This window comes from Streptococcus gwangjuensis (assembly GCF_028156745.1).
GTDB lineage: Bacteria > Bacillota > Bacilli > Lactobacillales > Streptococcaceae > Streptococcus > Streptococcus gwangjuense_A.
In genome coordinates, this window is the sequence record NZ_JAODJG010000031.1 from 48,695 (window position 1) to 67,489 (window position 18,795).

14 protein-coding genes and 1 riboswitch are annotated in these 18,795 nt (G+C 41.0%); all 14 genes read left to right on the forward strand.

Features of this window, described 5'->3' with window-relative positions; all coding sequences use genetic code 11:
• Window positions 1-113: 113 nt before the first annotated feature.
• The 14 genes from N5909_RS04070 (at window position 114) to N5909_RS04135 (ending at window position 18,795) form a co-directional block, all read left to right on the forward strand.
• Window positions 114-2,087, forward strand: coding sequence for a DHH family phosphoesterase (locus N5909_RS04070; protein WP_271630850.1), 1,974 nt, complete (start codon window positions 114-116; stop codon window positions 2,085-2,087).
• Window positions 2,084-2,536, forward strand: coding sequence for a 50S ribosomal protein L9 (rplI, locus tag N5909_RS04075; protein ID WP_000864214.1), 453 nt, complete (start codon window positions 2,084-2,086; stop codon window positions 2,534-2,536). Before N5909_RS04070 ends, rplI begins: the two co-directional genes overlap by 4 nt.
• A gap of 43 nt (window positions 2,537-2,579) precedes the next feature.
• Window positions 2,580-3,932, forward strand: coding sequence for a replicative DNA helicase (gene dnaB / locus N5909_RS04080; RefSeq protein ID WP_000852490.1), 1,353 nt, complete (start codon window positions 2,580-2,582; stop codon window positions 3,930-3,932).
• A 1-nt stretch (window position 3,933) separates the two neighbouring features.
• On the forward strand, window positions 3,934-4,200 hold the full coding sequence (locus N5909_RS04085; RefSeq protein WP_001278169.1) for a Veg family protein: 267 nt from the start codon (window positions 3,934-3,936) through the stop codon (window positions 4,198-4,200).
• An 88-nt stretch (window positions 4,201-4,288) separates the two neighbouring features.
• Window positions 4,289-5,446 carry a choline binding-anchored murein hydrolase CbpD gene (gene cbpD, locus N5909_RS04090; protein ID WP_033682500.1) on the forward strand — a complete coding sequence of 386 codons (1,158 nt, stop codon included), beginning with the start codon at window positions 4,289-4,291 and terminating at the stop codon, window positions 5,444-5,446.
• 196 nt (window positions 5,447-5,642) lie between these two features.
• The gene (locus N5909_RS04095) at window positions 5,643-8,768 is read left to right on the forward strand and encodes an SIALI-17 repeat-containing surface protein (protein WP_271630851.1); all 3,126 of its coding nucleotides are present in this window, start codon (window positions 5,643-5,645) and stop codon (window positions 8,766-8,768) included.
• 118 nt (window positions 8,769-8,886) lie between these two features.
• Window positions 8,887-11,520, forward strand: a complete 2,634-nt coding sequence (gene polA / locus N5909_RS04100) for a DNA polymerase I (RefSeq protein WP_033682561.1) — start codon at window positions 8,887-8,889, stop codon at window positions 11,518-11,520.
• Window positions 11,521-11,622: 102 nt separating this feature from the next.
• Window positions 11,623-11,725: riboswitch (TPP riboswitch) on the forward strand.
• Window positions 11,726-11,793: 68 nt separating this feature from the next.
• Entirely contained in the window at window positions 11,794-12,084 is a 291-nt protein-coding gene (locus N5909_RS04105; protein ID WP_000647659.1) for a thiamine-binding protein, read from the forward strand.
• A complete protein-coding gene (locus N5909_RS04110) occupies window positions 12,047-12,805 on the forward strand; it encodes an ABC transporter permease (RefSeq protein WP_167747867.1) in 759 nt (252 codons plus the stop codon). The genes N5909_RS04105 and N5909_RS04110 overlap by 38 nt, the downstream gene beginning before the upstream one ends.
• A gap of 38 nt (window positions 12,806-12,843) precedes the next feature.
• On the forward strand, window positions 12,844-13,851 hold the full coding sequence (locus N5909_RS04115; protein ID WP_049532471.1) for an ABC transporter substrate-binding protein: 1,008 nt from the start codon (window positions 12,844-12,846) through the stop codon (window positions 13,849-13,851).
• Window positions 13,851-14,579, forward strand: a complete 729-nt coding sequence (locus N5909_RS04120; protein ID WP_000136220.1) for an ABC transporter ATP-binding protein — start codon at window positions 13,851-13,853, stop codon at window positions 14,577-14,579. Before N5909_RS04115 ends, N5909_RS04120 begins: the two co-directional genes overlap by 1 nt.
• Before the next feature lie 118 nt (window positions 14,580-14,697).
• Complete coding sequence (locus N5909_RS04125) at window positions 14,698-15,156, forward strand: CtsR family transcriptional regulator (protein ID WP_001211265.1); 459 nt, start codon at window positions 14,698-14,700, stop codon at window positions 15,154-15,156.
• A 1-nt stretch (window position 15,157) separates the two neighbouring features.
• Complete coding sequence (locus N5909_RS04130; protein ID WP_033682495.1) at window positions 15,158-17,590, forward strand: ATP-dependent Clp protease ATP-binding subunit; 2,433 nt, start codon at window positions 15,158-15,160, stop codon at window positions 17,588-17,590.
• A gap of 146 nt (window positions 17,591-17,736) precedes the next feature.
• Window positions 17,737-18,795: an AAA family ATPase gene (locus tag N5909_RS04135; protein WP_033682493.1), complete on the forward strand. Its 1,059-nt coding sequence runs from the start codon at window positions 17,737-17,739 to the stop codon at window positions 18,793-18,795.

The following is an 18,795-nucleotide window of genomic DNA, read 5'->3' on the forward strand; positions in this document are numbered from 1 at the left end:
TTTACTGGATTGTAAACCTCCTTTTTCTTATAATTGATAGAATTATTGATTACACTTTTAAAAAGTCGCTTTTTGGTGGTTATTATGGTATAATGGGTGCCAAGAGGTTTGGAATGAAAAAATTTTATGCAAGTCCTATTTTCCCCTTAATATTAGGAATAGTGGCGTTCGGAGTGCTGTCTGTGCAACTTGTTTTTGTAACGAATACACTGGTAACGCTATTTCTTTTGCTACTTATTTTGGGTTCATATATTTTACTATTCATCCATCAGAGAGACTACTACTCAAAGAGTGAGGTAGAACAAATCCAGTATGTAAACCACCAAGCTGAAGATAGTTTGACAACCTTGTTAGAACATATGCCTGTCGGAGTTATTAAACTAGACTTATCGTCAGGTGAAGTTGAATGGTTCAATCCTTACGCTGAATTGATTTTGACGAATGAAGTGGGCGAGATTGATGTTGCATTAATTCAAACAATTATAAAGGCTTCTGTGGGGAATCCAGGTTCTTATGCCACCTTAGGTGAGATTCGTTATTCGGTTCATATGGATAAGGTATCTGGAGTTCTTTATTTCTTTGATGTGTCTGGAGAATACGAAGCGACTGTTGAGTTAGTGACGAGTCGTCCGGTTATTGGAATTGTTTCCGTTGATAACTATGACGATTTAGAAGATGCAACATCGGAGTCTGACATTAGTCATATTAACAGTTTTGTAGCCAATTTTGTTTCAGAATTTGCTGGAAAACATGCCATGTTCTCCCGTCGAGTGAGTATGGATCGCTTTTATCTATTTACGGACTACACGGTGCTTGAGGGATTGATGAACGATAAATTTTCTGTTATTGATTCTTTCAGAGAAGAGTCGAAACAGAGACAGTTGCCCTTGACTTTAAGTATGGGATTTTCTTATGGTGATGGAAATCATGATGAGATAGGGAAAGTTGCCTTGCTCAACTTGAACTTGGCTGAAGTGCGTGGTGGCGACCAGGTGGTTGTCAAGGAAAACGACGAAACGAAAAATCCAGTTTATTTTGGTGGTGGATCTGCTGCGTCAATCAAGCGTACCCGTACCCGTACGCGCGCTATGATGACAGCTATTTCAGATAAGATTCGGAGTGTGGATCAGGTTTTTGTAGTTGGTCACAAAAATCTAGATATGGATGCTTTGGGTTCTGCTGTAGGTATGCAGTTATTTGCCAGCAATGTGACTCAAAATAGCTATGCTATTTATGACGAAGAACAAATGTCGCCGGATATTGAACGAGCTGTTTCATTCTTAGAAAAAGAAGGAGTTACAAAGTTGTTGTCTGTTAAGGACGCAATGGGGATGGTGACCAATCGTTCTTTGTTGATTCTTGTAGACCATTCAAAGACAGCTTTAACTTTATCAAAAGATTTTTATGATTTATTTACCCAAACCATCGTCATCGACCACCACAGACGGGATCAGGATTTTCCAGATAATGCGGTTATTACTTATATCGAAAGTGGTGCAAGTAGTGCCAGTGAGTTGGTAACGGAATTGATTCAGTTCCAGAATTCTAAGAAAAATCGTTTGAGTCGTATGCAAGCAAGTGTTTTAATGGCTGGTATGATGTTGGATACTAAAAATTTCACCTCACGAGTGACTAGTCGGACATTTGATGTTGCTAGCTATCTCAGAACGAGAGGAAGTGATAGTATTGCTATCCAAGAAATTGCTGCGACAGATTTTGAAGAATATCGTGAGGTCAATGAACTGATTTTACAGGGGCGTAAATTAGGTTCAGATGTACTAATAGCAGAGGCTAAGGACTCGAAATGTTATGATACAGTTGTTATTAGTAAGGCAGCAGATGCCATGTTAGCTATGTCAGGTATTGAAGCGAGTTTTGTTCTTGCGAAGAATACACAAGGATTTATCTCTATCTCAGCTCGCAGTCGTAGTAAGCTGAATGTACAACGGATTATGGAAGAGCTGGGAGGTGGAGGCCACTTTAATTTGGCAGCAGCTCAAATTAAGGATTTAACCTTGTCAGAAGCAGGTGAAAAACTGACGGAAATTGTATTCAATGAAATAAAGGAAAAGGAGAAAGAAGAATGAAAGTAATCTTTTTAGCAGATGTTAAAGGAAAAGGTAAAAAAGGCGAAATTAAGGAAGTACCAACAGGATATGCACAAAACTTTCTTATCAAAAAGAATTTAGCAAAAGAAGCAACTGCTCAAGCGGTGGGTGAACTTCGTGGTAAACAAAAATCGGAAGAAAAAGCTCACGCTGAGATGATTGCAGAAGCAAAAGCAATTAAAGCTCAACTTGAAGCAGAAGAAACGGTTGTAGAATTCGTTGAAAAGGTTGGTCCAGATGGCCGTACCTTTGGTTCTATTACCAATAAGAAAATTGCAGAAGAATTGCAAAAGCAATTTGGAATTAAGATTGATAAACGTCATATTCAAGTACAAGCTCCGATTCGAGCAGTTGGATTGATTGATGTACCAGTGAAAATCTATCAAGATATCACAAGTGTAATCAATCTTCGTGTGAAAGAAGGATAAATTTACACCTTCTTGACAAGATTGTAAAAGGAAGGGAAGTCTGATGGCAGAAGTAGAAGAGTTACGAGTACAACCTCAAGATATCTTAGCTGAGCAATCCGTTTTAGGGGCTATCTTTATTGACGAGAGTAAGCTTGTTTTTGTGCGAGAATATATTGAGTCTCGGGACTTTTTTAAGTATGCCCATCGTTTGATTTTTCAAGCTATGGTCGATTTATCCGATCGTGGCGATGCTATAGATGCAACAACGGTTCGTACCATTCTTGATAATCAAGGTGATTTACAGAATATTGGTGGCCTGTCTTACTTGGTTGAGATTGTCAATTCTGTGCCAACTTCTGCTAACGCGGAGTATTATGCTAAAATTGTTGCAGAAAAGGCTATGTTACGGCGATTAATCGCCAAGTTGACAGAGTCTGTCAATCAAGCTTACGAGGCTTCGCAACCAGCTGATGAAATCATTGCTCAGGCAGAAAAAGGACTGATTGATGTCAGTGAAAATGCTAATCGAAGTGGATTTAAGAACATTCGAGATGTGTTGAATGTCAATTTTGGAAATCTGGAGGCTCGCTCTCAACAAACGACTGATATTACAGGTATTGCTACGGGCTATCGTGATTTGGATCATATGACGACTGGACTTCATGAGGAGGAGTTAATTATCCTAGCAGCCCGTCCAGCGGTTGGTAAGACAGCCTTTGCCTTGAATATCGCTCAGAATATTGGGACTAAGTTGGACAAAACGGTTGCTATCTTTTCGCTCGAGATGGGTGCAGAAAGTCTAGTAGACCGTATGTTAGCTGCAGAAGGTTTGGTAGAGTCTCACTCTATTCGTACGGGTCAATTGACTGATGAGGAATGGCAAAAATATACCATTGCTCAAGGGAATCTAGCTAATGCGAGTATCTATATCGATGATACGCCAGGGATTCGGATTACAGAGATTCGGTCTCGTTCTCGTAAACTTGCTCAAGAAACGGGCAACCTTGGTTTGATTTTGATAGACTATTTGCAGCTTATCACGGGAACTGGTCGAGAAAATCGTCAACAAGAGGTTTCAGAAATTTCTCGTCAGTTAAAAATCCTAGCCAAGGAACTGAAAGTTCCAGTAATTGCTCTCAGTCAGTTGTCTCGTGGTGTAGAACAACGTCAGGATAAGAGACCAGTCTTGTCTGATATTCGTGAATCTGGGTCTATTGAGCAGGACGCTGATATCGTAGCATTTCTTTATCGTGACGACTACTATGAGCGTGGTGGTGAAGAAGAGGAAGGCATACCAAATAATAAGGTAGAAGTTATTATCGAGAAAAACCGTAGTGGAGCTCGTGGAACAGTGGAATTGATTTTCCAAAAAGAATACAATAAATTTTCAAGTATCTCAAAAAGGGAGGCATAAGATGTCAGATGCATTTACAGACGTAGCCAAGATGAAAAAAATCAAAGAAGAAATCAAGGCACATGAGGGACAAGTCGTAGAAATGACTTTGGAGAATGGTCGTAAACGCCAAAAAAATAGATTGGGTAAGTTAATTGAGGTTTATCCATCTCTATTTATCGTGGAATTTGGGAATGTTGAAGGAGATAAACAAGCTAATGTTTATGTTGAATCCTTTACTTACTCAGATATCCTTACCGAAAAGAATTTGATTCATTATCTTGACTAAAGTGAGAAATTTTCTCACTTTTTCTTTTTTCTCCGAATAGTTTAAGTGAAGGCAATCTTCGACTTATATTATTTTTCAAGGAGGATGAATGAAAATTTCACCATTTACAGTAACAGAGACAAGATTTTCTTTTAGAAAATCAGTTAAAAAGGTTGTTCCTTTTTTAGTAGTAGGATTGATGTTAGCAGCGGGTAATAGTGTATCTGCCTATTCGGGAGGAAATGGCTCGATTGCGCGTGGGGATGATTATCCTGCTTATTATAAAAATGGCAGTCAGGAAATTGACAAGTGGCGCATGTATTCTCGTCAGTGTACTTCTTTTGCAGCCTTTCGCTTAAGTGGTGTAAATGGTTTTGAGATTCCGGCTGCTTATGGAAATGCGAATGAATGGGGGCATCGTGCTCGTCGTGAAGGTTATCGTGTTGATAATACACCGACTATCGGCTCGATTGCTTGGTCTACTGCAGGAGGTTATGGTCATGTTGCTTGGGTTTCAAATGTGATGGGAGATAATATAGAAATTGAGGAATACAACTATGATTATAAAGGTAATTATAATAAACGAATTGTAAAAGCAAACAAGATGACCGGTTTTATTCATTTTAAAGATTTATCAAGCAATTCTAAAGAAGTCCAAAACAGTTCAAAAGATTCGACAAGCAATCATGTTGTGACCAGTCAATCTTCGTCTTTGATGAGAGGAACTCATTATTTTAAGGTGGAGACTCCTATTAAAGATCAACCATTATTGAATGCAACTCCACTTGCATATTATTCTCCAGGTGAGAGTGTTCATTATGATCAGGTGATTGAAAAAGATGGCTACAAATGGTTAAGTTACATTTCGTATAGTGGAAATCGTCGTTATATTCAGTTGGAGGGAGTAACTTCGTCACAGAATCAATCAGTAAATAGCTCTAATTATGGTTCAAATAATGGATTGACTGTGGGTTGGAAGAAAATAAATGGTAGTTGGTATTATTTCAAATCAGATGGTTCTAAGGCGACAGAATGGCTGAAAGATGGTTCTACCTGGTATTATTTGAAATCATCTGGTGAAATGCAGACAGGATGGTTAAAGGAAAATGGGATGTGGTATTATCTAGATGACTCAGGGGCAATGAAAACGGGCTGGTATCAAGTCTCTGGTAAGTGGTATTATTCTTACTCTTCAGGTGCATTAGCAGTCAATACGACGGTAGATGGCTACAGAGTAAAGTCTAATGGTGAATGGATTCAAGAATAGCAAAAATTATCATATAAATTGAAAAGAATGAAAAGAAAGTAGATTGGAAACGTTTTAAATAAGCTTTCTATTTTCAATTTTTTGAAATACATACTATATATAATAAAGCGCGAAACATATTAACATTTTATTTGATACTTAAGTTAAAAAGGAGTATAATGAAACTAGTTATGATTTAAAAAAGGAGCATTTAAAAATGGATAAAAAGAAAATGATTTTAACTAGTTTGGCTAGTGTAGCTGTTTTGGGAGCGGCTTTTGTTGCATCTCAACCGTCAGTCGTGAAAGCTGATGATAAACCAACAGCTACTCAACCGATTGGAGAAACTAAGCCTACACCTGCGGCTGAAACTCCAAAAACTGAAGTAGAAAAAGCTAAGGAAGCTGAAAAAGAAGCTAACACCAAAGTTGATGCAGCTCAAGAAAAAGTAGATACAACAACAACTACAGCAACTGATGCAACTACTAAACTTGAAACAGAGAAAAAAGAAGCTGCTGAGGCTGATGCTGCAAAAACTAAAGCTGAAGAAGCTAAGAAAATGGCTGACGATGAATTAGCTAAAGCAAAAGAAGAAGCTGCTAAAGCTGACTCTAAAGCAAAAGAAGAAGCCGCAAAAGAAGAAGCCGCTGCAAAAGAAGAAGCAGAAGCTAAAGAAGCTTTAACTGAAGCTTTGAAACAAATTCCTGATAACGAATTGCTTGACAAAAAAGCAAAAGAAGAATTATTGAAGTCTGTTGAGTCTGGTGAATTAAATGCTTCTGATATTCTTGCTGAGTTAGCAGATGATGCTGAAAAAGCACAAGATACTAATCCAACAATTAGAACAGAAGCTCCTGTATCTAAGGACAAGCTTCCTGAAGAGGTGCAAGCGGGAATTGAGGAAGGTGAAGCAGCGGATGCTGCTCGTCCTGAATCAGAAAAATTGCAAGACAAAGCTGATGATTTAACTGAAACAATTGAAAACTTAACGGATGATGCTGAGAAATTAAAAGCCGATGCTGAAAAGAAAGCTGAAACACTAAAAAAACAGGAAGATACTTTAAAAGAAGCAAAAGAGGCTCTTAAATCCGCTAAAGATAATGGATTTGGTGAAGATATCACAACACCGTTAGAAAAAGCTGTAACTGCGATTGAAAAAGAACGCGATACTGCGAAGTCTGAATTTGATGAAGCTGATGAAAAAATTCAAGCTGCATCAGCTGAAATTCAAGATTTAACTGAAAAACGTGATAATCTTCTTGAAGAAGTAAAAAAAGCAGAAGCAAAAGAAGCTGCAGAACCAGCTAAACCAGCAGAAGAAACTCCAGAGGAAGAAGCTGAACCAACCGAAGCTGAAAAAGCTGCTAAAGCTAAAGCAGAGGCTGATGCTAAAGTTGCTGAATTAGAGAAAAAAGTAGCTGAAGAAGCTAAAAAGGTTGAAGAAGCTACAGCGAAAGCTAAAAAAGAAGCTGCTGATGTAACTGCTGCTGAGACTGCAAAAACAGAAGCAGACAAAGCTCAAGCTGACGCAGAAGCTGAATTAGCTAAGGCTAAAGAAGAAGCAGCTAAAGCAAAAGCTAAAGTTGAAGAAGAAGTAAAAAAAGAAGAAGACGCTAAAAAAGAAGAAGCAGCTAACTTAGAAGCTTTGAAAGGTGCTTTAGAGCAACTTGAAAAAAAGGCTGAAGATAAAGTCAACAAGGATGATAGCATCAAGCCTGAAGATAAAGCGAAAGCTATCGAAGAAGCAAAAGCTGAAATCGGTAAAGAAGCTTTACTAAAAGCGATTGAAGATGGAGTTCTTACAGCTACTCAAGCTGTAGATGAATTCCTCAACGATGCCAACACAAAAGATAAAGCTCCTGAAGCTTATAAAACTAAAGAGTTAACTGCTGACGAAACTAAGAAGATTGATGAAGCAGCTCAAAAAGAAGCTTCTAAACCAATTGTTAAAAAACTTACAGACATTGCTGATGATTTAGCTGAAAAAATTGAAAAATTAACGAAAGAAGCTGAGGAAGATAAAGCTGACGCTACTGAAAAAGCTAAGGTAGTAGAAGAGAAAAATGCTGCATTAGAGAAACAAAAAGAAACTTTAGAAAAAGCTAAAACTGCTCTTGAAACTGCTAAGAAAAACAATGCGGATCAAGCTATCCAAGATGGATTGCAAGATGCTGTAACTAAACTAGAAGCTTCAGTTGCTTCTGCTAAAACTGCCGCTGATGAAGCTCAAGCTAAATTTGATGAAGCTAACGAAGCTGTAAAAGCATACAAATCTGCAATCGATGAGCTAACTGACGATTACAACACAACTTTAGGTTATATCGAAAACTTAAAAGAAGTTCCTAAGGGTGAAGAACCGAAAGACTTCAGTGGTGGTGTAAATCCTAGTGATGCACCTTCTGATGATGCTAAACAACCTGACGAAGTGCCAACTGCTCCTAACGCTCCAGGATTTAGTGGTGGTGTGAATCCTGGTGACTCTCCTTCTGGAGATAATGGATCTGATTTCAATGGTGGGGTAAATGATGCAACACCTCCTACTGTAGCCGATGCTCCAGAATATAGTGGAGGAGTTAATGCGGCTGATGCTCCTGTAGCTGAGGTAGCTCCAGAATTCACAGGAATTCTTGCAACCAATACACCTGTGAATGAAAATGGAGAAGCATTATTGCCTCCTGTAGCTGAGGTAGCTCCAGAATTCACAGGAACTCTTGCAACCAATACACCTGTGAATGAAAACGGAGAAGCATTATTACCTCCTGTAGCTGAGGTAGCTCCAGAATTCAACAGTGGAGTTAATAGTTTAGAAGCAGCTGTTAATGAAGTTCCAGAATATAAAGGTGGTGCTAATTTTGTCTTAGCAGCTGTTAACGAAGTTCCAGAATATAAAGGTGGTGCTAATTTTGTCTTAGCAGCTGTTAACGAAACTCCAGAATATACAGGGCCTTTATCTACAAATGGTGAAGACGCTACAGTGAATAATGTTCCTGCATACGGAGAAACAGGCGCACCAGCAATTAATGAAGTTCCAGCGTATGCAGAAACAGGCGCACCAGCAATTAACGAAGTTCCAGCGTATGCAGAAACAGGCGCACCAGCAATTAACGAAGTTCCAGCGTATGCAGAAACAGGCGCACCAGCAATTAATGAAGTTCCAGAATATACTCTTACAACAGCAGGTACTAACAAGGATAATACTTATCAAGCACCAGCACCAGCAGCAAAAGCAGAAGATAAAAAAGAACTTCCAAATACTGGTGGTAAAGATAATGTTGCAGTTGCATCATTGGGATTCCTTGGATTGTTCCTTGGTGCTATTCCATTTGTGAAACGTAAAAACTAATTCATTTCGTAGTTTGCAAGAGAAGGAATAACTTCCTTCTCTTTTGTATAGTATCTTAGTTTCTCTCAGGGAATTCTTCCCAATGGTATTTTTTGGTACTTTCCTTTATAATGGGTGTATGGATAAGAAAAAATTATTATTGATTGATGGGTCTTCTGTTGCTTTTCGGGCGTTTTTTGCGCTCTATCAGCAGTTAGACCGTTTTAAGAACGCGGCTGGTTTGCATACCAATGCGATTTATGGCTTTCAGTTGATGTTGAGCCATTTGTTAGAGAGGATTGAGCCTAGTCATATTTTAGTGGCTTTTGATGCAGGAAAGACGACTTTCCGTACAGAGATGTATGCGGACTATAAGGGTGATCGGGCTAAGACCCCTGATGAGTTTCGTGAGCAATTTCCCTTCATTCGTGAGTTGCTGGATCATATGGGGATTCGTCACTATGAGTTAGCTCAGTATGAGGCGGATGACATTATTGGGACACTGGATAAGTTAGCTGAGCAAGATGGTTTTGATATTACCATTGTCAGTGGGGACAAGGATTTGATTCAACTGACGGATGAGCATACGGTGGTTGAGATTTCCAAGAAAGGTGTGGCTGAGTTTGAGGCCTTTACGCCAGAATATCTCATGGAAAAGATGGGCATTACACCTACTCAGTTTATCGATCTCAAGGCGCTCATGGGTGATAAGTCGGATAATATCCCTGGGGTGACCAAAATTGGTGAAAAGACAGGTATCAAGCTCTTGCTGGAGCATGGTTCGCTTGAGGGGATTTATGAAAATATTGATGGGATGAAGGCATCTAAGATGAAGGAAAATCTCATTAATGATAAGGAACAGGCCTTTTTGTCTAAAACACTGGCGACCATTGATACCAAGGCACCGATTGAGATTGGTTTGGAGGATTTGGTCTATAGTGGTCCAGATGTGGAAAATCTTGGGAAATTCTACGACGAAATGGGCTTCAAACAGCTCAGGCAGGCTTTAAATGTGTCGTCAGCTGATATGGCTGAGGGTTTGGATTTTACCATCGTTGACCAAGTCAGTCAAGACATGCTGAGTGAAGAGTCTATCTTCCACTTTGAACTCTTTGGGGAGAATTACCATACAGATGACTTGGTTGGTTTTGCCTGGTCTTGTGGGGATAAGCTTTACGCTACAGACAAGCTTGAGCTTTTGCAAGAGCCTATTTTCAAGGGCTTTTTAGAAAAAACACCTCTGAGAGTTTATGACTTTAAGAAGGCTAAAGTTCTCTTAAATCGTTTTGATGTGGATTTGCAGGCGCCTGCTTTTGACAGTCGCTTGGCTAAATACCTCCTTTCGACTGTTGAGGACAATGAAATTGCGACCATTGCGAGTCTTTACGGTCAGACTTACTTAGTTGATGATGAAACTTTCTACGGTAAGGGTGTCAAGAAGGCCATTCCTGAACGTGAGAAATTCTTGGAGCACTTGGCTCGTAAGCTTGCTGTTTTGGTTGAGACTGAGCCGATTTTGCTTGAAAAACTCAGTGAAAATGGCCAATTAGAGCTTCTTTATGATATGGAGCAACCTCTAGCTTTTGTCCTTGCCAAGATGGAAATTGCTGGGATTATGGTCAAGAAAGAGACCTTGCTTGAGATGCAGACTGAAAATGAGCTTGTCATTGAAAAACTGACTCAGGAGATTTACGAACTGGCTGGTGAGGAGTTTAATATCAACTCGCCTAAGCAGTTGGGCGTACTTCTCTTTGAGAAATTGGGACTTCCTCTAGAATACACTAAGAAAACCAAGACTGGATACTCGACAGCGGTGGATGTCTTGGAACGCTTGGCTCCTATTGCGCCAATCGTTAAGAAAATCCTAGACTACCGTCAGATTGCTAAGATTCAATCTACTTATGTGATTGGCTTGCAGGACTGGATTTTGGCTGATGGCAAGATTCATACTCGCTATGTGCAGGATTTGACCCAGACCGGGCGTCTGTCTAGTGTGGATCCAAACTTGCAAAATATTCCTGTGCGTTTGGAGCAAGGGCGTCTCATTCGGAAGGCTTTTGTGCCTGAGTGGGAGGATAGTGTCCTTCTCAGCTCGGACTATTCGCAGATTGAATTGCGTGTTTTAGCGCATATTTCTAAAGACGAGCACTTGATTAAGGCTTTCCAAGAGGGGGCAGATATCCATACCTCGACAGCCATGCGGGTTTTTGGCATTGAGCGTCCTGAGGATGTGACTGCAAATGATCGTCGCAATGCCAAGGCGGTTAACTTTGGAGTGGTTTACGGGATTTCAGATTTTGGTTTGTCTAATAATTTGGGCATCAGCCGTAAGGAGGCCAAAGCTTACATTGATACCTACTTTGAACGTTTCCCAGGTATTAAAAACTACATGGATGAAGTGGTGCGTGAGGCGCGTGATAAGGGATATGTAGAGACCCTCTTCAAGCGTCGTCGTGAGTTACCAGATATCAATTCGCGTAACTTTAACATTCGTGGTTTTGCAGAGCGAACTGCTATCAACTCCCCTATTCAGGGATCTGCGGCAGATATTCTCAAGATTGCTATGACTCAGCTAGATAAAGCCTTGGTTGCGGGTGGTTATCAGACTAAGATGTTGTTACAAGTGCATGATGAAATTGTCCTTGAAGTTCCTAAATCGGAACTAGCAGAGGTGAAAAAATTGGTCAAACAAACCATGGAAGAAGCCATCCAACTCAGTGTTCCCCTCATCGCAGATGAAAATGAAGGTGCAACCTGGTACGAGGCTAAATAAAAAAGCTATATAGAGTTTGAAGCATTTGTTTTCAAACTCTTTTTCATGTTTTTCTGTAAGCAGTTTCCTTGACATTTTTTTTGTTTTGCGCTATCATATGTCCATATAATATATGGGAGTCTGTGTACAGTCTGAGAGGAAGTGTTAAACTTCGACCGCACCTGATCTGGGTAATGCCAGCGTAGGGAACGATACTTAGTCTAATCTTGACCTTTTCCATATATGGTAAAGGTTTTTCTTTTTGTCAAAGGAAAACGAGAAGAGGAGGTTCTTATGAAAGCAAGCATAGCCTTGCAAGTTTTACCCTTGGCACAGGGAATTGATCGGATTGCTGTTATTGATCAGGTCATTGCTTATCTGCAAGCTCAAGAAGTGACCATGGTAGTGACACCATTTGAAACAGTCTTGGAAGGGGAGTTTGATGAGCTTATGCGCATTCTAAAAGAAGCGCTGGAAGTGGCGGGGCAGGAGGCAGATAATGTCTTTGCCAATGTTAAAATAAATGTAGGAGAGATATTAAGTATTGATGAGAAACTTGAAAAGTATACTGAGACGACACATTAGTCTATTGGGCTTTCTAGGAGTCTTGTCAATCTGGCAGCTAGCAGGTTTGCTTAAACTTCTCCCCAAGTTTATCCTGCCGACACCTCTTGAAATTCTCCAGGCCTTTGTTCGTGATAGAGAATTTCTCTGGCACCATAGCTGGGCGACCTTGAGAGTGGCTTTGCTGGGGTTGGTTCTGGGAGTTTTGATTGCCTGTCTCATGGCTGTGCTTATGGATAGTTTGACTTGGCTTAACGATCTGATTTACCCTATGATGGTGGTTGTTCAGACTATCCCGACCATTGCCATAGCTCCTATTCTGGTTTTGTGGCTCGGTTATGGGATTTTGCCCAAGATTGTCTTGATTATCTTGACGACAACTTTCCCCATCATCGTCAGCATTTTGGACGGTTTTAGGCATTGTGACAAGGATATGCTGACCTTGTTTAGTCTGATGCGGGCCAAACCTTGGCAAATCCTTTGGCATTTTAAAATCCCAGTCAGCCTGCCTTACTTTTATGCAGGTCTGAGGGTCAGTGTCTCTTACGCTTTTATCACAACAGTAGTATCTGAGTGGTTGGGAGGCTTTGAAGGACTAGGTGTCTACATGATTCAGTCCAAGAAACTGTTTCAGTATGATACCATGTTTGCTATTATTATTCTGGTATCGATTATCAGCCTTTTGGGTATGAAGTTGGTCGATATCAGCGAGAAATATGTTATTAAATGGAAACGTTCGTAGAATTAGAATGTCTCTGAAAAAGAAAAGAGGAAATCAAAATGAAAAAAACATGGAGAGTGTTTTTAACGCTTGTGACAGCTCTTGTAGCTGTTGTACTTGTAGCTTGTGGTCAAGGAACTGCTTCTAAAGACAACAAAGAGGCAGAACTCAAGAAGATTGACTTTATCCTAGACTGGACACCAAATACCAACCACACAGGGCTTTATGTTGCTAAGGAAAAAGGTTATTTCAAAGAAGCTGGAGTGGATGTTGATTTGAAATTGCCACCAGAAGAAAGTTCTTCTGATTTGGTTATCAATGGTAAGGCACCATTTGCAGTGTATTTCCAAGACTACATGGCTAAGAAATTGGAAAAGGGCGCAGGAATTACTGCCGTTGCAGCTATCGTAGAGCACAATACATCAGGAATCATCTCTCGTAAATCTGATAATGTAGCTAGTCCAAAGGACTTGGTTGGTAAGAAATACGGAACTTGGAATGACCCAACTGAACTTGCTATGTTGAAAACCTTGGTAGAATCACAAGGTGGGGACTTTGAGAAAGTCGAAAAAGTACCAAACAACGATTCAAACTCGATCACACCGATTGCCAATGGAGTCTTTGATACTGCTTGGATCTACTACGGTTGGGATGGTATCCTTGCCAAATCTCAAGGTGTAGAGGCTAACTTCATGTACTTGAAAGACTACGTCAAGGAGTTTGACTACTACTCACCAGTTATCATCGCAAACAACGACTATCTGAAAGACAACAAAGAAGAAGCTCGTAAAGTCATCCAAGCCATCAAAAAAGGTTACCAATATGCCATGGAGCATCCAGAAGAAGCAGCTGATATCCTCATCAAAAATGCACCTGAACTCAAGGAAAAACGTGACTTTGTCATCGAATCTCAAAAATACTTGTCAAAAGAATACGCAAGCGACAAGGAAAAATGGGGGCAATTTGATGCAGCTCGCTGGAATGCCTTCTACAAATGGGATAAAGAAAATGGTATCCTTAAAGAAGACTTGACAGACAAAGGCTTCACCAACGAATTTGTGAAATAATGACAGAAATTAGACTAGAACACGTCAGTTATGCCTATGGTCAGGAGAGGATTTTAGAGGATATCAACCTACAGGTGACTTCAGGAGAAGTTGTTTCTATCCTAGGTCCAAGTGGTGTTGGTAAGACTACGCTTTTCAACTTAATTGCGGGGATTTTAGAAGTTCAGTCAGGGAGAATTGTCCTTGATGGTGAAGAAAATCCCAAGGGGCGCGTGAGTTATATGTTACAAAAGGATCTGCTCTTGGAACACAAGACGGTGCTTGGTAATATCATTCTGCCCCTCTTGATTCAAAAGGTGGATAAGGCAGAAGCTATTGCTCGCGCAGATGAAATTCTTGCGACCTTCCAGTTGACAGCTGTAAGAGATAAATACCCTCATGAACTCAGTGGTGGGATGCGCCAGCGTGTAGCCTTGCTCCGAACCTACCTTTTTGGGCACAAACTCTTTCTCTTAGACGAGGCCTTCAGCGCCTTGGATGAGATGACCAAGATGGAGCTCCACGCTTGGTACCTTGAGATTCACAAGCAGTTGCAGCTAACAACCTTGATTATTACTCACAGTATCGAGGAGGCCCTCAGTCTCAGCGACCGCATCTATATCTTGAAAAATCGCCCTGGGCAGATTGTTTCAGAAATTAAACTAGATTGGTCTGAAGATGAGGACAAGGAAGTTCAAAAGATTGCCTATAAACGTCAAATATTGGCAGAATTAGGTTTAGATAAGTAGAAAAATAGGGAGTTGGTGAAGATTATTCTTTACCAGCGCCCTTTTTCTTTTAAAAATGAGAAAATTTCGGTATAATAGTCAAAGATAGTCAAGGTTTAAAGAGAGAGGTGGGTTTGTAATGAGATTTAAAAATACATCGGATCATATTGAGGCCTACATCAAGGCGATTTTAGATCAATCTGGAATTGTGGAGTTGCAACGGAGTCAGTTGGCAGATACCTTCCAGGTTGTTCCTAGTCAGATTAACTACGTGATCAAGACACGCTTTACGGAAAGTAGAGGCTACTTGGTTGAAAGTAAGCGTGGTGGCGGAGGCTACATTCGTATAGGACGGATTGAGTTTTCTAGTCATCATGAAATGCTCAGGGATCTGCTTTACTCAATTGGTGAGCGGGTCAGTCAAGAAATTTATGAGGATATTCTACAGCTTTTGGTTGAGCAGGAATTGATGACCAAGCAGGAGATGAATTTGCTGGTAGCAGTAGCTTTGGATCGCGTTCTAGGAGAAGAAGCTCCAGTTGTTCGTGCTAATATGCTAAGACAGGTCATACAAGAGGTAGATAGAAAAGGGAAGTAAGATGAACTATTCAAAAGCATTGAATGAATGTATCGAAAGTGCCTACATGGTTGCTGGCCATTTTGGAGCTCGTTACCTAGAGTCTTGGCACTTGTTGATTGCCATGTCCAATCACAGTTATAGTGTGGCAGGGGCGACTTTAAATGATTATCCATATGAGATGGACCGTTTAGAAGAAGTCGCTTTGGAACTGACTGAAACGGACTATAGCCAGGATGAAACCTTTACGGAGTTGCCTTTTTCTCATCGTTTGCAGGTCCTTTTTGATGAAGCAGAATATGTGGCATCAGTGGTCCATGCTAAGGTGCTAGGGACGGAGCACGTCCTTTATGCGATTTTGCATGATGGCAATGCCTTGGCGACTCGTATCTTGGAGAGAGCTGGTTTTTCTTATGAAGACAAGAAAGATCAGGTTAAGATTGCTGCCCTACGTCGAAATCTAGAAGAACGTGCAGGCTGGACTCGTGAAGACCTCAAGGCTTTACGCCAACGCCATCGTACAGTAGCTGATAAGCAAAATTCTATGGCCAATATGATGGGCATGCCACAGACTCCGAGCGGTGGTCTCGAGGACTATACGCATGATTTAACGGAGCAAGCGCGTTCTGGCAGATTAGAGCCAGTCATCGGTCGGGACAAGGAAATCTCTCGTATGATTCAAATCTTGAGCCGTAAAACCAAGAATAATCCTGTCTTGGTTGGAGATGCGGGTGTCGGGAAAACTGCTCTGGCGCTTGGTCTTGCCCAGCGTATTGCTAGTGGGGATGTGCCTACGGAAATGGCTAAGATGCGCGTGTTAGAGCTTGATTTGATGAATGTCGTCGCAGGGACACGTTTCCGCGGTGACTTTGAAGAACGTATGAACAATATCATCAAGGACATTGAAGAAGATGGACAAGTCATCCTCTTTATCGATGAACTTCACACTATCATGGGTTCTGGGAGTGGGATTGACTCAACTCTAGATGCGGCCAATATCTTGAAGCCAGCCTTGGCGCGTGGAACTTTGAGAACGGTTGGTGCGACCACTCAGGAAGAATATCAAAAACATATCGAAAAAGATGCAGCCCTTTCTCGTCGTTTCGCTAAAGTAACGATTGAAGAGCCGAGTGTGGCAGACAGCATGACCATTTTACAAGGCTTGAAGGCGACTTATGAGAAACATCACCGTGTGCAAATCACAGATGAAGCAGTTGAAACAGCCGTCAAGATGGCCCATCGTTACTTGACTAGTCGTCATTTGCCGGACTCTGCTATTGACCTCTTGGACGAAGCAGCAGCAACAGTGCAAAATAAGGCAAAGCATGTAAAAGCAGACGATTCGGGCTTGAGTCCAGCTGACAAGGCCTTGATGGATGGCAAGTGGAAACAGGCAGCTCAGCTAATCGCAAAAGAAGAGGAAGTGCCTGTCTATAAAGACTTGGTGACAGAGTCTGATATTTTGACCACCTTGAGTCGTTTGTCAGGTATTCCAGTCCAAAAACTGACTCAGACGGACGCTAAGAAATACCTTAACTTGGAAGCTGAACTCCACAAACGTGTCATCGGTCAAGATCAAGCAGTTTCAAGCATTAGCCGTGCGATTCGCCGCAACCAGTCAGGGATTCGCAGTCATAAGCGTCCGATTGGTTCCTTTATGTTCCTAGGACCGACGGGTGTCGGGAAGACTGAACTAGCCAAGGCTCTGGCAGAAGTTCTTTTTGACGATGAATCAGCCCTTATCCGCTTTGATATGAGTGAGTATATGGAGAAATTCGCAGCCAGTCGTCTCAATGGAGCTCCTCCGGGCTATGTAGGTTATGAAGAAGGTGGGGAGTTGACCGAGAAGGTTCGCAACAAACCCTATTCTGTTCTCCTCTTTGACGAGGTAGAGAAGGCCCACCCTGATATCTTTAATGTTCTCTTACAGGTCTTGGATGATGGTGTCTTGACAGATAGCAAGGGGCGCAAGGTTGATTTTTCAAATACCATTATCATCATGACGTCAAACCTTGGTGCGACAGCCCTTCGTGATGACAAGACTGTCGGATTTGGGGCTAAGGACATCCGTTTTGACCAGGAAAATATGGAAAAACGCATGTTTGAAGAGCTGAAAAAGGCTTATAGACCGGAGTTTATCAACCGTATTGATGAAAAGGTGGTCTTCCATAGCCTGTCTAGCAACCATATGCAGGAAGTGGTGAAGATTATGGTCAAACCTTTAGTGGCAAGTTTGGCTGAAAAAGGTATCGATTTGAAATTACAAGCTTCCGCACTGAAATTGTTGGCCAATCAAGGATATGACCCAGAGATGGGAGCTCGTCCACTTCGCAGAACCCTGCAAACAGAAGTGGAAGACAAGTTGGCAGAACTTCTCCTTAAGGGAGATTTGGTGGCAGGTAGCACACTTAAGATTGGTGTCAAAGCAGGCCAGTTAAAATTTGATATTGCATAAAATGGAGAATCAGGAGCAATCTTGATTCTCTTTTTTGCTACTTTTTTATAAAAAATGATAAAAAACTATTGACAAAACAAAAATATAATTTATAATAAAAACATAGATAATAAAAATATCAAAAATTATAAAAAGGTGATGCGTTTATGAAAAAGAAAACAGCAGTGGTATTTGGGACTTTTGCTCCGCTTCATCAAGGACATATTGATCTGATTCAGCGAGCGAAGCGGCAGTGTGACCAGGTCTGGGTTGTCGTTTCAGGCTATGAGGGAGACCGAGGGGAGCAGGTAGGCTTAACTCTTCAAAAGAGATTTCGCTATATCCGAGAGGCCTTTGGTGATGACGAGTTGACCTCTGTCTGCAAGTTAGATGAAACCAATCTTCCTCGTTACCCTATGGGCTGGCAGGAGTGGTTGAATCAGATGTTTGCAGAGATTTCCTATGATGAAGCCCAGCAAGAACTAATCTTCTTTGTGGGAGAACGTGACTACCAGCAAGAATTATCAAATCGTGGCTTTGAGACTGTCTTGCAAGAAAGAAAGTTTGGTATCTCAGCGACTATGATTCGAGAAAATCCAAGTAAATATTGGAAATATATCGCTCAACCCTTCCGTCGTCAGTTTACAAAGAAAGTGTTGATTATGGGAAGTGCTAGCAATGGGAAGACCACTCTGGCTAAGGATTTGGCTAGGTATTACGATGCACCAGTTAGTTTGGAATACGCACGTGAGTATCAGATTAAAAATAATGTCCGCGACGATGAATTGACTCCAAAAGATTACTATTATCTCCTGTTGGGGCAGTATGACCAGACCTCTAAGTTAATCGATAGCAATGCCAATAGAGGACTGGTAATAGCAGACACCAACTCCTTAGTAACCAAGGGCTACTATGATTATTACATGGAGACTGAGGACCAAGAGGACTTATCAGGAGAAACATTTGACAATCTCTTTGTTTCGATCTTGGCTAAGGAAAAATGGGACTTGATTCTCTTTGTGCAGCCTGTCGGCTCCTATGTCAATGACGGATTTAGAGATATGACTATGGCAGAAGACCATATTCGTCATAGTTTTTCCCAGCATTTGGATCAGATGAGAGAGCAATATTTAACCACCATTCCACTAGTTTATCTAGCTGAGGATTACCTAGGCAATTATGAAGCAGCCAAAGTGGCTATTGATGCCATTTACCAAGCAGATTAG

Excerpts from the sequence above, each read along its gene's own strand:
- N5909_RS04130 (WP_033682495.1), top strand. The coding sequence starts at position 15,158 with ATGAACTATTCAAAAGCATTGAATGAATGTATCGAAAGTGCCTACATG.
- N5909_RS04085 (WP_001278169.1), top strand. The coding sequence starts at position 3,934 with ATGTCAGATGCATTTACAGACGTAGCCAAGATGAAAAAAATCAAAGAA.
- N5909_RS04125 (WP_001211265.1), top strand. The coding sequence starts at position 14,698 with ATGAGATTTAAAAATACATCGGATCATATTGAGGCCTACATCAAGGCG.
- N5909_RS04070 (WP_271630850.1), top strand. The coding sequence starts at position 114 with ATGAAAAAATTTTATGCAAGTCCTATTTTCCCCTTAATATTAGGAATA.
- N5909_RS04095 (WP_271630851.1), top strand. The coding sequence starts at position 5,643 with ATGGATAAAAAGAAAATGATTTTAACTAGTTTGGCTAGTGTAGCTGTT.
- cbpD (WP_033682500.1), top strand. The coding sequence starts at position 4,289 with ATGAAAATTTCACCATTTACAGTAACAGAGACAAGATTTTCTTTTAGA.
- N5909_RS04110 (WP_167747867.1), top strand. The coding sequence starts at position 12,047 with ATGAGAAACTTGAAAAGTATACTGAGACGACACATTAGTCTATTGGGC.
- N5909_RS04115 (WP_049532471.1), top strand. The coding sequence starts at position 12,844 with ATGAAAAAAACATGGAGAGTGTTTTTAACGCTTGTGACAGCTCTTGTA.
- N5909_RS04135 (WP_033682493.1), top strand. The coding sequence starts at position 17,737 with ATGAAAAAGAAAACAGCAGTGGTATTTGGGACTTTTGCTCCGCTTCAT.
- dnaB (WP_000852490.1), top strand. The coding sequence starts at position 2,580 with ATGGCAGAAGTAGAAGAGTTACGAGTACAACCTCAAGATATCTTAGCT.
- polA (WP_033682561.1), top strand. The coding sequence starts at position 8,887 with ATGGATAAGAAAAAATTATTATTGATTGATGGGTCTTCTGTTGCTTTT.
- N5909_RS04105 (WP_000647659.1), top strand. The coding sequence starts at position 11,794 with ATGAAAGCAAGCATAGCCTTGCAAGTTTTACCCTTGGCACAGGGAATT.
- rplI (WP_000864214.1), top strand. The coding sequence starts at position 2,084 with ATGAAAGTAATCTTTTTAGCAGATGTTAAAGGAAAAGGTAAAAAAGGC.
- N5909_RS04120 (WP_000136220.1), top strand. The coding sequence starts at position 13,851 with ATGACAGAAATTAGACTAGAACACGTCAGTTATGCCTATGGTCAGGAG.